15 protein-coding genes are annotated in these 13,272 nt (G+C 71.7%); 9 read left to right on the forward strand and 6 right to left on the reverse strand.

Features of this window, described 5'->3' with window-relative positions:
* Positions 1-42: 42 nt before the first annotated feature.
* The gene (locus Sri02f_RS27840) at positions 43-534 is read right to left on the reverse strand and encodes a hemerythrin domain-containing protein (protein ID WP_109004056.1); all 492 of its coding nucleotides are present in this window, start codon (positions 532-534) and stop codon (positions 43-45) included.
* A 304-nt stretch (positions 535-838) separates the two neighbouring features.
* Between Sri02f_RS27840 and Sri02f_RS27845 the strand changes: the two genes are divergently transcribed.
* Positions 839-1,396 carry a hypothetical protein gene (locus Sri02f_RS27845; protein WP_245970836.1) on the forward strand — a complete coding sequence of 186 codons (558 nt, stop codon included), beginning with the start codon at positions 839-841 and terminating at the stop codon, positions 1,394-1,396.
* A gap of 58 nt (positions 1,397-1,454) precedes the next feature.
* Here the strand turns inward: Sri02f_RS27845 and Sri02f_RS27850 are convergent, their stop codons facing one another.
* Entirely contained in the window at positions 1,455-2,216 is a 762-nt protein-coding gene (locus Sri02f_RS27850; RefSeq protein ID WP_109004057.1) for a ZIP family metal transporter, read from the reverse strand.
* Positions 2,217-2,483: 267 nt separating this feature from the next.
* Here Sri02f_RS27850 and ctaD point away from each other — a divergent pair, with 267 nt between their 5' ends.
* The 3 genes from ctaD to Sri02f_RS27865 all read left to right on the forward strand — a co-directional run bounded on the left by ctaD (position 2,484) and on the right by Sri02f_RS27865 (position 5,867).
* Positions 2,484-4,175 carry an aa3-type cytochrome oxidase subunit I gene (gene ctaD / locus Sri02f_RS27855; protein ID WP_109004058.1) on the forward strand — a complete coding sequence of 564 codons (1,692 nt, stop codon included), beginning with the start codon at positions 2,484-2,486 and terminating at the stop codon, positions 4,173-4,175.
* A gap of 19 nt (positions 4,176-4,194) precedes the next feature.
* The gene (locus tag Sri02f_RS27860) at positions 4,195-4,551 is read left to right on the forward strand and encodes a cytochrome C oxidase subunit I (RefSeq protein WP_109004059.1); all 357 of its coding nucleotides are present in this window, start codon (positions 4,195-4,197) and stop codon (positions 4,549-4,551) included.
* Positions 4,552-4,796: 245 nt separating this feature from the next.
* Positions 4,797-5,867, forward strand: a complete 1,071-nt coding sequence (locus tag Sri02f_RS27865; RefSeq protein ID WP_109004060.1) for a polyprenyl synthetase family protein — start codon at positions 4,797-4,799, stop codon at positions 5,865-5,867.
* Positions 5,868-5,935: 68 nt separating this feature from the next.
* Here Sri02f_RS27865 and ligA read toward each other — a convergent pair whose 3' ends face one another.
* Entirely contained in the window at positions 5,936-8,095 is a 2,160-nt protein-coding gene (gene ligA / locus Sri02f_RS27870; RefSeq protein ID WP_245970837.1) for an NAD-dependent DNA ligase LigA, read from the reverse strand.
* Positions 8,096-8,200: 105 nt separating this feature from the next.
* Between ligA and Sri02f_RS27875 the strand changes: the two genes are divergently transcribed.
* The 3 genes from Sri02f_RS27875 (at position 8,201) to Sri02f_RS27885 (ending at position 11,023) form a co-directional block, all read left to right on the forward strand.
* Positions 8,201-8,596 carry a TOBE domain-containing protein gene (locus Sri02f_RS27875; protein WP_109004062.1) on the forward strand — a complete coding sequence of 132 codons (396 nt, stop codon included), beginning with the start codon at positions 8,201-8,203 and terminating at the stop codon, positions 8,594-8,596.
* A gap of 368 nt (positions 8,597-8,964) precedes the next feature.
* The gene (gene modB / locus Sri02f_RS27880) at positions 8,965-9,822 is read left to right on the forward strand and encodes a molybdate ABC transporter permease subunit (RefSeq protein ID WP_109004063.1); all 858 of its coding nucleotides are present in this window, start codon (positions 8,965-8,967) and stop codon (positions 9,820-9,822) included.
* A gap of 34 nt (positions 9,823-9,856) precedes the next feature.
* Complete coding sequence (locus Sri02f_RS27885; protein ID WP_245970838.1) at positions 9,857-11,023, forward strand: ABC transporter ATP-binding protein; 1,167 nt, start codon at positions 9,857-9,859, stop codon at positions 11,021-11,023.
* A gap of 23 nt (positions 11,024-11,046) precedes the next feature.
* On the opposite strand, the gene Sri02f_RS27890 is transcribed toward Sri02f_RS27885, so the two are convergent.
* Positions 11,047-11,493: a winged helix DNA-binding protein gene (locus tag Sri02f_RS27890; protein ID WP_109004064.1), complete on the reverse strand. Its 447-nt coding sequence runs from the start codon at positions 11,491-11,493 to the stop codon at positions 11,047-11,049.
* A 108-nt stretch (positions 11,494-11,601) separates the two neighbouring features.
* Here Sri02f_RS27890 and Sri02f_RS41375 point away from each other — a divergent pair, with 108 nt between their 5' ends.
* A complete protein-coding gene (locus tag Sri02f_RS41375) occupies positions 11,602-11,772 on the forward strand; it encodes a hypothetical protein (RefSeq protein ID WP_159106789.1) in 171 nt (56 codons plus the stop codon).
* A complete protein-coding gene (locus tag Sri02f_RS43690; RefSeq protein ID WP_359441762.1) occupies positions 11,769-11,900 on the forward strand; it encodes a hypothetical protein in 132 nt (43 codons plus the stop codon). Before Sri02f_RS41375 ends, Sri02f_RS43690 begins: the two co-directional genes overlap by 4 nt.
* A gap of 51 nt (positions 11,901-11,951) precedes the next feature.
* Here Sri02f_RS43690 and Sri02f_RS27900 read toward each other — a convergent pair whose 3' ends face one another.
* Positions 11,952-12,932: an ABC transporter substrate-binding protein gene (locus Sri02f_RS27900; protein ID WP_109004066.1), complete on the reverse strand. Its 981-nt coding sequence runs from the start codon at positions 12,930-12,932 to the stop codon at positions 11,952-11,954.
* Positions 12,933-12,944: 12 nt separating this feature from the next.
* Positions 12,945-13,272 (reverse strand): ABC transporter permease subunit (locus tag Sri02f_RS27905; protein ID WP_159106790.1); only part of this gene is annotated, 328 nt, incomplete at its 5' end.

Here is a 13,272-nt window from a genome sequence, read left to right on the forward strand (position 1 = left end):
TCCCGCGCGGCCGGGGGCTGCGCCGTGCGGCGACGCTGCCGGTCAGGAGCGGACGATGCGGCGCACGTTGTCCACAGAGCCGCAGCCTGCCTTCAGCTGACGCTCCCGCTCCTCCAGGAACTCCCCGCCCAGCTCCTCGCGCCGTTCCATGGCGACGTTCTCGCGGGCGCCGTTGAGGATGGTGCGCTCCTCCTCGTCGGCGTGGTGGGTCACGGCCTCGACGAGCTCCTCCAGCTTCTCGTCCCACTCCTCGGAGCCGACCTCGTCGACCTCCAGGAGTTCGAGGAGCGCCTTGTTGCCCTCCTCGTGCTCCTCCTCGCCGTGCTCGACCTCTTCGTCCTCGATCTTCTTGTAGCGCTTGAGGGCGGGGTACACCTTCGCCTCCTCCGCCAGCGCGTGTGCGATCAGCAGGTCGGCGAACTCCTTCAGGGCGGCCGCCCGGTCCGCTTCCACGCTGCGCATCAGGCGAAAGAGATCTTCCATTCTCCGGTGGTCCTGAAGAATGAGTTCGACGACGTCTCGTGTCTCGGCCATGGAACCGGCATCACTTTCGTACGAGGGGACCTTGCCGGAACCGTCTACCCCGCCCTGCCGTGTTCAGTGATCAGGTCTTCGTCGAACACGTCGTCTTCCCCCGTCCGGGCGCACCGGGCGGCCATGCCGCACCGAACGACCCACGCGCCGGCTGCGGCCCTCGCGGGACTCTCCCGTCCTGCTTGACCGGACGGCCGCCGTGCCGGCGTGCGTCGTCACCGGCCGCCGGGCCGGACGCCGATCGGCCGCGAAGCGCGACACTGTCAGGGGGAGGCCCGCCCCGCCTCCCCTCCCAGGAGGAGTCATGCCCTCGACCAGCCGCCCCGCGCCCGTCCCCGCGCCGGTCCCGTCCGCCCGGGACGGGGTGCGGCCCGGAGCCCGCCTCCTCGAGCGCCTCGGCCTGCGCCGCCGCCCGCCGCCCCCTCGTCCCGCCCCGATCCGTCTGCCGCGCCCGGCTCAGGTGCGGGCGCTGCTCGCGGTGCTGGACGAGGCGGTGGCCGCCCAGCGGTCCACCGACGCCGCGGTGGCCTCGTGCGGTGAGCCCGGCCCCGTCCCGGACCGGGCCGCCCGGGCCTGCGGGGACGCGGCCTCGGCTCTTCTCCGGCTGCGAGCCCGGCTGCTGGAGCTGCCGCTCGCCGACGTCGACCTCGTACAGGCGCGGGCATACGCGGGACGGCTGCTCTCGTACCACCAGTGGATGGTGCGCCAGTCGGCCGACCTCGCGTACCGGGTGCACACGGACGCCCGCACCGAGGCGGCCCGGCTGCAGCTGAACGGCCTGGGCAGGCCGGCGGACGAGCTGCGACGGCTGCGGGACGCCCTCAAGGAGCAGGACGAGGAAGGCGACCGGGACGAGCCCTGAGGGCCGAGGGGCGCCGGGGACGTCGCCGTTACCCCGCCGCTCCCACCGCTCGCGGCCGTCAGGAGTGGGAGAGGGCGAAGGAGACGAGGAAGCCGCACACGGTGACGAGCCCGATGGCCAGGTGGGCGTCGTTGAACGCCTCGGGGATCATCGTGTCGGCGACCATGGCGAGGATGGCCCCGGCCGCCACCGCGGTCACCGCCGCGATCACGGCGGGCGAGAAGGATCCGACGACGGTGTAGCCGAGGACGGCCGACACGGTGCTGGCGGCCTCGATCGCCGCCCAGACGCCGAAGACGTACTTCTTGGTGCGGCCCGCCTTCTTCATGCCCGCCGAACTGGACAGCCCCTCGGGGACGTTGCTGATGAAGACGGCGGCCACCGTCACCAGGCTGACCGCGCCCCCGTCCAGCAGGCTGACGCCGATGACCGCGGACTCCGGCACCCCGTCGAGGAGGGCGCCGAGTGCGAGCGCCGTCCCGGACCCGCTCTGCTCGCTCTCCGAGGGCTGTGCCTCCGCCCGTGCGTGGCCCGAACGCTTGCGGTACCGCGCGCCCCGGCGGGCCAGCCACACGTTGCCGCCGGTGTAGGCCAGCGCGCCGATGAGCGTGCCGACGGCCGCGGGAACGAGCCCCGCCTCGTCGTACGCCTCCCCCACCAACTCGAAGGAGACCGCCGACAGCAGCACTCCCGCGCCGAAGGCCATCACCGTCGCGATCACCTTCTGCGGGACTCTCAGCCCGTAGCCCAGCGCGGCGCCGATCAGCAGGGCCGAGCCCGCCACCAACCCCCACAGTCCCGCCTGCACGCCTTCAGCCATGTCCAGCCGTCTACCCCGTTCTGCATGTGGATCAACTGAGGACTGCGCGGACCGCGCGGACCTCGCGGTGGGGCCGTGGCGGCCGGCGACGCAGGACATGCCGGGGCCGACTGCATGCCGGGGCCGACTGCTCCAACCGTGTGTGACAACCGCCCGATCGGACGCGTGTCGGCCCTCACCGGGCGTCGCCTCCCGCCGCGAATCGCGAGGATGACCCTGATTCACGCATGTGCGGGGGCGGACCGCAAAGACCTGGAGAAACTGGCTGTGACCATTCTGAACGACCCGGACCGATCGGCTGCCGCCGCCTATGACACCGAGGTGCCGGTCAGGGGCAGACAGCCCGGCAACGTCGTGGTGAAGTGGCTGACGACCACCGACCACAAGACCATCGGCACGATGTACCTGATCACGTCCTTCGCGTTCTTCCTCGTCGGAGGCGTGATGGCTCTGCTCATCCGCGCCGAGCTGGCCCGCCCCGGCCTGCAGATCATGTCGAGCGAGCAGTACAACCAGGCGTTCACGATGCACGGCACGATCATGCTGCTGATGTTCGCGACGCCGCTGTTCGCCGGCTTCACGAACTGGATCATGCCGCTGCAGATCGGCGCGCCCGACGTGGCGTTCCCACGGCTGAACATGTTCGCCTACTGGCTGTACCTGTTCGGGTCCTCGATCGCGGTGGGCGGCTTCCTCACCCCGCAGGGCGCGGCCGACTTCGGCTGGTTCGCCTACAGCCCGCTGTCGGACGCCGTCCGCAGCCCGGGGCTCGGCTCCGACCTGTGGATCATGGGTCTGGCCTTCTCCGGCTTCGGCACGATCCTGGGCGCGGTCAACTTCATCACCACGATCATCTGCATGCGCGCACCCGGCATGACGATGTTCCGCATGCCGATCTTCACCTGGAACGTGCTGCTGACGGCCGTCCTGGTCCTCTTCGCCTTCCCCGTCCTCGCGGCCGCCCTGTTCGCGCTGGAGGCGGACCGCAAGTTCGGGGCGCACGTCTTCGACGCGGCCAACGGCGGCCCGCTCCTGTGGCAGCACCTCTTCTGGTTCTTCGGCCATCCGGAGGTGTACATCATCGCCCTGCCGTTCTTCGGCATCGTCACCGAGGTCATCCCGGTCTTCTCCCGCAAGCCGATCTTCGGCTACATGGGCCTGGTCGCCGCGACCATCTCGATCGCGGGGCTGTCCGTGACGGTGTGGGCGCACCACATGTTCGTCACCGGAGGCGTGCTGCTGCCGTTCTTCTCCTTCATGACGTTCCTCATCGCCGTTCCGACCGGCGTGAAGTTCTTCAACTGGATCGGCACCATGTGGAAGGGCTCCCTGTCCTTCGAGACGCCGATGCTGTGGGCGGCAGGGTTCCTCGTCACGTTCCTCTTCGGTGGTCTGACCGGCGTCATCCTGGCCTCGCCGCCGATGGACTTCCACGTGTCCGACTCGTACTTCGTGGTGGCGCACTTCCACTACGTCGTCTTCGGCACCGTCGTCTTCGCGATGTTCGCCGGATTCCACTTCTGGTGGCCGAAATTCACCGGCAGGATGCTCGACGAGCGCCTCGGCAAGATCACCTTCTGGACGCTGTTCATCGGCTTCCACGGCACCTTCCTCATCCAGCACTGGCTGGGCGCCGAGGGCATGCCGCGCCGCTACGCCGACTACCTCGCCGCCGACGGCTTCACCACCCTCAACACGATCTCGACGATCAGTTCCTTCCTTCTCGGCCTGTCGATGCTGCCGTTCCTCTACAACGTGTGGCGGACGGGCAGGTACGGCAAGCCGGTCGGCGTGGACGACCCGTGGGGCTACGGCCGCTCCCTGGAGTGGGCCACCTCCTGCCCGCCGCCGCGCCACAACTTCACCACCCTGCCGCGGATCCGCAGCGAGTCCCCCGCCTTCGACCTGCACCACCCCGACATCGCCATGGCCGAGGCCGAGGCGCACGGGGTTCGTTGATGACCGGCCGGAGGCAGTGATGAGCGAGGGGGCGAGGCAGGGGGCCGCGCACGCAGGCGGCCTCGGCGATCAGGTGGAGGGCTACCTGCTGTGGCAGGCCACGATCGCGGTGGCCGAGGAACGTGCGCAGGCGTTCGTGGAGCCGATGGAGTGGCTGACCACCTCTCAACGCGCCGACGTCGAACAGCGGTACGTCGCCGACAGTCTCCACCACGCCCAACGCGACCTGGAGCGGGTCGCGGCCCGCTGCCGTTCGCTGCGCGGAGAGTACGAGCGACGCTACCGGGAGCTGCGCCTGCGCTGTGTGGGCTGGGCAGTGGGCTTCAGCGCCTGTCTCGCCTCGGTGACCGCCGCCACCCTGTCGTTGATCCGGTGACGCCGCCGACGACCGGGGCGTTCCGGGTCCGGTCGTCAGCGGTGCGTTCGAGGGGCGGTCCGGCCGGTCGGCCGGGCTGCCCCTCGCTCGTCGGGCGGCCTCGCCGTACCCGCGCGGAGCCCGCCGCACCCGGCACGGGCCTGGGCCGGGAGCGGCCGCACCGTCTCGGGGGCCGGGCCCGTCACGGGGAGTGCGAAGCTGACGTACCCCGTCCGCCACCGCCGTCCGAACAGAGAGACCTCGCCATGACCGACCAAGTGCTCCATCGCGTCGCCGGATACGAGACACGGTTCAACGCGCTCTTCGAGGAGTACTTCGACACCCTGGACGTCCGCCTCGACGCGCCGTCGTTCAGCCGGTTCACGCAGGAGTGTCTGGCACTGGTGCGGGATCTGGCCCTGCGCGGCGGCAAGCGGATGCGGGTGGTTCTGCTGCACGAGGCGGCTCGCCTGGTGTCCGAGGAGCCGGCCGAGGGGCTCGACGCGGCGGCGCTGAGCATCGAACTGCTGCAGACGCACGGTCTGATCCATGACGATCTCATCGACGACAGCCCCACGCGCCGGGGCGGTCCCTCCACGTACTACGCCTACCGCGGCCGGTTCCCCCGTCACCCGCAGGCGGCCCTCGGTCTCACCGTCCTCGCGGGCGACCTCGCCCTCGCCCTGTCCCTCCAGGTCCTCCTCGACGCGAAGGCGCCCCTCGCCGTGCGGCAGGCCATGGTCGAGACGCAGGCGCGGTCGGCCTCCGACACGTTCATGGGGCAGATCGTCGATCTGGAGCGGGACTTCGGCACGGCGCCGGACGAGGACGTCCTGCACACCGTGGCCGACTACAAGTCCGCCCGTTACTCGGTTCTCGCGCCCATGAAGCTCGGTCTGCTGGCGGCGGGCGAGCAGCCCGCGCTCTTCGAACAGGAACTGCGCGGCTACGCGCGGCTGGTCGGGATCTGCGGGCAGATGCGCGACGACTACCTCGACCTGTTCGGGGACGCTGCCGTCATGGGCAAGCCCACCGGCGGCGACCTGCGCGACGGAAAGCACAGCTACACCGTGAGCGCCCTGCTGTCCGCCGTGAGCGGCGCCGAGCGCGCCGTGGTGGAAGCCGCGCTCGGTGACCGGTCCTGCACACCGGAGACGGTCACCGTGGTGCGGGAGATCGCCGAGAGCAGCGGTGCGGCGGACAGGCTGCGCGCGGACATGCGACGCCACGCCGAACAGGCCGGCGCGCTCGCCGCCAGGTGGCGGCCACGGTGGCGGGACGACGCGGTCGAGTTCTTCGAACTCCTTCCGCTGTGGAGCGTGGACCGCGCCAAGTGACCGACTCGCGGACGGCATTCAGGCATTCAGGCCGTCAGGCGCGCTCAGGCGTCCTGGCGTCCCGGCGCTCAGGCGTCCTGGCGCTCTTGTACGGCGGCCACCGTGTCGAGGTGGTCCGCGACCAGTGCGGCGAACTCGTCGGGGGCGGCGAGCCTGACGCCCAGGGCCTCGGCCTTGGCGCGCTTGGCTCCCGCGCCCTCTCCGGCCACGACCAGAGTCGTCCTCTTCGACACACTGGAGGACGAGCGGCCGCCGGCGCGTTCGATGAGCTCGTTCATCTGGTTGCGGCTGAGCTTCTCCAGCGCGCCGGTCATCGCGCCGGTGACGACCACGGTCATCCCGGCCAGCGGGCCGCCGCCCGCCGCGCCGACGGCCTCCGCGCCGTTCAGGGCCTGCGCATCGTCTCCGGCGGTCCGGGCGCCGTCGTCCGCGGCGGATGTCGGGGCGGGCGGGAGGGCGCCGGGCTCGGTCATGTTCACCCCGGCCGCGGCCAGTTTGTCGATGAGCGGGGCGAGTTCGGCGAGTTCGGCGACGATCGAGGGAGCCTTCTCGGAGCCGATGCCGTCGACCTGCCGGATCGCCTCGGCGTCCGCGGCGCGCAGGCGGTCCATGGTGGCGAAGTGCCGGGCGATCCGGCGGGACATGGAGCGGCCCGTGCCGCGGACGCCGAGGGCGCACAGCACTCTCGACAGCGGCTGCGCCTTCGCCGCGGCGAGCGCCGCGAGCAGTTTGTCGGTGCTCGTCTCCCCCATGCGCTCCAGGCCGAGCAGTTGCTCGCGGGTGAGGGTGAACAGGTCGGCGAGGTCGGCGACGAGGCCGGCTTCGACGAGCTGGACGACGCGTGTGTGGCCGAGGCCTTCGATGTCGAGCTGGTCGCGTCCGGCGGCGTAGGAGAGGGAGGCGACGAGGTGGCAGTTGCGGCCGCTCTCGCAGCGCCAGCGCTGTTCGCCGGTGTCGATGCCGGATCCGCAGCGCGGGCACGTCCCGGGGAAGACGATCGGCTGTTCGTCGCCGGTGCGCAGGTGGGCCACGGGGGCTTCGATGCGGGGGATGACGTCGCCGGCCCGGTGAACCATGACCCGGTCGCCCAGCCGCAGGTCGCGGCGGGTGATGTCGGCCGGGTTGTGGAGCGTCGCATAGGTGATGGTGGAGCCGTCGATCTCGACCGGTTCGAGGACGGCCCGCGGGGCGATGATGCCGGTGCGGCCCACGTTCCACTCCACCGCCAGCAGCCGGGTGATCTTCTCCACGGCGCGCAGCTTGAAGGCGACCGCCCAGCGCGGGGCGCGTGAGCCGGATCCCGCGGTGCGCTGGTCCGCGGCCAGGTCCGCCTTGACGACGATCCCGTCGATCCCGAAGGGCAGCGACGGGCGCAGGGCGGCGATCTCCGACACGCGGTCCAGGACCTCTTCGACAGTGGCCGCGGTGATGCCGGGCACGGCGGTGGCGGCCGTGGTGTTCACGCCGTACGCGGCGGCCCGGGCCATCAGGTCGCTGTGCGCGCACTCCCCCAGCGTCGCGGCCAGCGAGGGCTCGGTGTCGGCCAGCGGCAGCAGACCGTAGCCGAAGAACGTCATGGGCACGGTGTAGGCGCGTTCCTTCGCGCGCAGGGTGCCGGCCGCGGCGTTGCGCGGGTTCGCGAACGGCGCTCCGCCGTGCGCCGTGCGTACCTCGTTGGCGTGCTCGAACTGGCCGGTCGTCATCAGGACTTCGCCGCGCACCTCCACCGTGACGGGCTCCGCCAGCTCGGCCGGCAGGCCCTCGATCGTTCCGATCGCGTGCGAGACGTCCTCCCCGGCCGTCCCGTCGCCCCGGGTGATCAGTCGCGTCAGGCGGCCTCGGGTGTAGCGGGCCGCGATCGCCAGGCCGTCCAGCTTCGGCTCGACGCTGTAGCGCTCGGCGTCCCCGCCCAGGCGGCGGGCCAGCGAGGCCGTCCAGGCCGTGAACTCCTCCGGTGAGAACACGTTGTCCAGACTCAGCATCGCCGCCGTGTGCGGGACGTCGCCCTCCACGGCGCCGCCGGCCACCTTCCCGGTCGGCGAGTCGGCCAGCACCTCGTCCGGGTGCTCGGCCTCCCATGCCGCGACGGCGCGCACCAGCCGGTCGTAGGAGTCGTCGTCCAGCGCCGACGTGCCGGACTCGTAGTAGGCCGCCGAAGCCTTCACCGCGTCCTCGACCGCCCGCGCGTAGGCGACGGCATCCGCGATCACTGCAACTGGTGTGGTCATGACCGACATCCTGCCTGCGACCACTGACAACGCCCCGGTGCGAAGAGGGGCGCGGACGCGGGCCGCTCGGGGACGGCCCGGCGTCGATCGCATATCTTGGCGCGTATGCAGTCCTACACGATCGGTCAGGCCGCGCGGCTCCTCGGCGTGAGTCCCGACACCGCGCGACGGTGGGCCGACGCGGGCCGGGTGGCCACCCACCGGGACGAGAGCGGACGCCGCCTCGTCGACGGCAGGGATCTGGCCGCCTTCTCCGTGGAGCTGGCCGCGAGCGGCGCGGCCGGGGAGGACGCCTCGTACACCTCCGTCCGCAACGCGTTCCCCGGGATCGTGACGGCCGTGAAGCTCGGTGACGTCGCGGCCCAGGTGGAGATCCAGGCCGGGCCGCACCGTCTGGTGTCGCTGCTGACGCGGGAGGCGGTGGAGGAGCTGGGGCTGGAGGTCGGGGTGGAGGCCACCGCGCGGGTGAAGGCGACGAACGTGCACATCGACCGGACCTGACGGCGCCCCGAGCGGCCTCGACGGCTCGCGCGGGCCTGCTCCGGTCGGAGCGGGGCGCAGCCGAACACCCCGGCCGGCGCTCCCCGTGCGCACGCACATGCCACGCATCCGGATCCGCGCTCCGGCTTGTGCCAAGCGACTGCATCCCCTGGCCTCGTATCCGCGGCAGTATCATCGGCGCACGCACACCTGTCCGCCGACCGGCTCGGTGTCGGCGACGACACCGCCGGGCGCCTGGCCCGGGTGTCGTGCCCGTGAGGACCGAAAGGGAGTGGACCCGGGATGACCCGTACCGCGCGCCGGACTCGTCGGACCCTGCGGGCAGCCGGCGCGGAGCCTGCCGCGTCGCCGGCCCCGGGTCTCAAGCCGTGACCTCCTTCGGCGAGCCCGAGGCCGCGTCCGGCGCCCTGCGCGGAGGGACGTCCCGCCGGCGGGTCCGCCGGGGCGGCGGCGCGCCGCTGCCCCTGCTGGTGCCCGCGCTGATCGGCCTGACGTTCCTGATCGTTCCGCTGGTCGCCCTGCTCGTACGGGCCCCGTGGCGCAGCCTGCCCGGGCAGCTGACCAGCGCCGAGGTGTGGCAGGCGCTCCGGCTGTCGCTGGTCTGCGCCACGGCGGCCACCGCGGTGAGCCTGGTCGTCGGCGTGCCGCTGGCCTGGCTGCTGGCCCGTGTGGAGTTCCCCGGACGCGGCCTCGTACGGGCTCTTGTCACTCTGCCGCTCGTGCTGCCGCCCGTGGTCGGCGGTGTGGCCCTGCTGATGGCGCTCGGCCGCAACGGCGTCGTGGGCAGATGGCTGGACTCCTGGTTCGGGATCACTCTTCCCTTCACCACCGCCGGGGTCGTGGTCGCCGAGGCGTTCGTCGCCATGCCGTTCCTCGTCATCAGCGTCGAGGGGACGCTGCGCGCCGCCGACCCGCGCTACGAGGAGGCCGCCGCCACGCTCGGCGCGTCCCGCTTCACCGCGTTCCGCCGGGTCACCCTCCCGCTCATCGCGCCGGGCATCGCGGCCGGAGCGGTCCTGGCGTGGGCCCGGGCGCTCGGCGAGTTCGGCGCCACGATCACGTTCGCGGGCAACTTCCCGGGCCGTACCCAGACCATGCCGCTGGCCGTGTACCTGGCACTGCAGAGCGATCCGGAGGCGGCCGTGGCGCTCAGCCTGGTCCTGCTGGCCGTGTCCGTGGCGGTGCTGGCCGGTCTGCGCGACCGGTGGATGACGACCGGTGGATGACGACCGGTGGACGACGGAAGGGGGCTGAGCCCAGGTGGATGACCGATGGACGGCCGCGCGCCGGAAGGCGGCTCCCGCTGTTCGCTCGGAGGCCTTCGACGCGTTCGACGGTTTTGAGACCGTCGAGGCCTTCGATGCCTTCGATGCCTTCGATGCCTTCGAGGAGGGCCTCGACGCCCGTCTCGTCGTCGCGCGCGGGGCCTTCCGCCTCGACGTGTCGCTTCGTGTCGCCCCTGGCGAGGTCGTCGCCCTGCTCGGGCCGAACGGCGCCGGGAAGACCACGGCCTTGCGCGCTCTCGCAGGCCTGACCGCCCTCACCGGCGGCCGTCTGCGGCTGGACGGCGTCGAGCTGGACGGTATGCCTCCGGAGTCCCGCCCGGTCGGCGTGGTCTTCCAGGACTACCTTCTCTTCCCGCATCTGAGCGCCCTGGACAACGTGGCGTTCGGACCGCGCTGCCAGGGCGTGACCAAGGCGCAGGCCCGGGCCCGGGCCGCCGAGTGGCTGCGCCGGCTGGGTCTGGCGGAGCACGTCGGCGTGAAGCCGCGCAAGCTGTCCGGCGGGCAGGCCCAGCGCGTCGCCCTGGCCCGCGCGCTGGCGACCCGCCCGCGGCTCCTCCTGCTCGACGAGCCTCTCGCGGCGCTCGACGCCCGCACCCGGCTGGAGGTGCGTGCCCAACTCCGCCGCCACCTGGCCGAGTTCGAGGCCGTCGCCGTCCTGGTCACCCACGATCCGCTGGACGCGATGGTGCTGGCCGACCGTCTGGTCGTCGTCGAGGACGGCCGGGTGGTCCAGGAAGGAGACCCCTCCGACATCGCCCGCCACCCACGCTCGGACTACATCGCCCGGCTGGTCGGGCTGAACCTCTACCGGGGCGAGTCCGACGGCCATGTCGTGCGGCTCGACTCCGGTCCTTCCATCACCACGACCGAGGTGCTGTCCGGCCCGGTGTTCGTGGCGTTCCCGCCGAGCGCGGTGACGCTCTTCCGGGACCGTCCGACCGGGGCCAGCGCCCGCAACCTGTGGCGCTGCGAAGTCGCGGGACTGGAGACCCACCGCGACCAGATCCGTGCCGATCTCTCGGGGGAACTCCCGCTCGCCGCGGACCTGACGACGGTCGCCGCCGCCGAACTCGATCTGCACCCGGGCGCCGAGGTCTGGGCGACGGTGAAGGCCACGCAGACCCACGCCTACCCGGTCTGAGCGGGCGCCAGGGCGGACTCGCCTCAGGAGCCTGCCAGTTCGGCGTTCGCCCGCTCCGTGACGAGGGCCAGCACACGGCCCGCGACGGCCAGTTCCCCGGCGGGGACGCCGGCGTAGAGCCGGGCGGAGATCTCGGCGGTCTCGGCGGTGGTGCTCTGGTACAGCCGGCGTCCGGCGTCCGTGGGCCGTATCCGGGACGCCTGCGCCGGATCCTCTTCCAGGAGCCGCGCCGCCGCCAGCTCCTCGACGACGTCGCGCACGAGTGACGCGTCGGCCTTCAGCGACCCGGTGACGTCGGCGACGAGCTCGTCGCGGCCCGTGGACTCACCCGCGAGCACGGCGGCCCGGAGCACGACGCTCTGATGGAACGTGAGGCCATGGCGGGTCAGCACGCCCTCCAGGAGGGTCCGGCCGGCGTAGTGCGCCAGAGCGATGACCCGGCCGTCGACCTTGGGTGCGAGGGTTGTCATGACTGCTCCTTCTCGTTCCGGGATGCGGAGAGGTTCACGACCTTTACTGTACATGGCGACTATGTACATGGCTACTGTTCTCTCGCGGCGTACGCGGTCGCCGGGCTCATGGGCTCGCTTTTCGTCTCGGTGCAGCTGGTCCACCACGACGCGCACGGCGACGCCTCCACCGTCCGCCTCTCGCCATGGCACCTGGCCGTGGCGGTCATGGCGGCGTCGGCGTGCGCCGCGGCGGGGCTGCTGCTCACCCGCACCCTCCCAGGGGCTGACGGTGGGTGATCCTGCGCTCCGGACCGACGCTCGTGGAACGCCGCGCGGGCGGCCGCGAGTTCGCCGTCACGGTCGACGACCCGGCTACCGCGGCCGCCCTGCTCGGGAAGCGGAGCCTGACGCCCCGCGGGCCCTGAGAGGTGAGCCCTGAGACGTAGACCTGATCACCAGCACAGGGGCGGCAGCGGCTACTTGATCCAGGCGTCCACCTTGGCGCGGTTGGCGTCGACCCACTTCTTGGCCGCGGCGTCGGGGGTCATCTTGTCGACGGCGATGTACTTGGCCACCGTGTTCTGGTCGTCGTTGGTCCAGTGGAAGTTCTTCACCAGGCGGTAGGCGGGGCTGGCGGACTTGGCGAACTTCGCGCTGACGATCTTGTCGAGGTCGTAGACGGGATAGTCGCAGGCGATCTTCGCGGCGTCGGCGTCGCAGCCCGCCTTGTACGCCGGCAGGTTCACCTTCACGAGCGGGACTTCGGAGAGGAACCACTGCGGCTCGTAGAAGTAGCCGATCACCCATTCCTTGTTCTTCTCGGCCTTGCGGTAGGCCTGGATGAGCGCGGTCTCGCTGCCCGCGTACACCACCTTGAAGTCGAGTTTCAGATTCTTGACCAGGGCCTCGTCATTGGTGACGTAGGACGGGTCGCCGTCCAGGAGCTGGCCCTTGCCGCCGGATTCGGAGGTCTTGAACTCGGCCGCGTACCTGTTCAGGCTCTTCCAGTCGGTGATGTCGGGGTGGGCCTTGGCCAGCCACGGCGGCACGTACCAGCCGATGATGCCCTTGTTGCCGGTCGAGCCGGCCGAGACGGCCGTCTTCTGCCCGCCGAGGTACTTCTTCTTCAGGTCGTCGTGGCCCCAGTTCTCCAGGACGGCGTCGACCTCGCCCGTCCCGAACCCCTGCCAGGCGATCTCCTCCTTGAGGTCCTTCTTGGTGACCGTGCAGCCCAGGTCCTGGTGCGCGACGTAGGCGACGACCGCCGCGTCCGCCTCGTAGCCCACCCACGGGTTGACCGCGAGGTTGAAGACCCCGCACTTGCCCGAACCGCCCGCGCCGCCGCCGGAGGCGGAGGAGCTGTCACCGACCTTCGCCCCGCCGCACGCGGTGAGGGTGAGACCGAGGACCGCCAGGCCGGCCGCGCCGGCTCTCCATCGTCTTGCTTGCCTTGCCATGTGTCGTGCTCCTTAAGCGCTCGCGCGGCGCGCGGCTGCCTGAGTGATCCGGTCGAACATGACTCCGAGAAGGACGATGGCCAGCCCTGCGGCGAGCCCCTTCCCGAACAGTTGGCCCTGCGAGAACCCGGCCACGACGTCGTAGCCGAGGGCGCCCGCCCCCACCAGGCCGCCGACCACGACCATCGACAGGACGTAGATCAGGCCCTGGTTGGTGGCGAGGGTCAGGGCGCCACGCGCCATCGGCAGCTGGACCTTGGCGATGATCTGCCAGGTGTCGCACCCGGCGGCGGTGGCCGCCTCCACGGTGGTCGCGGGCACGGCCCGCACCCCATCCGCG

This window comes from Streptomyces rishiriensis, from assembly GCF_003112535.1.
Taxonomy (GTDB): domain Bacteria; phylum Actinomycetota; class Actinomycetes; order Streptomycetales; family Streptomycetaceae; genus Streptomyces; species Streptomyces rishiriensis.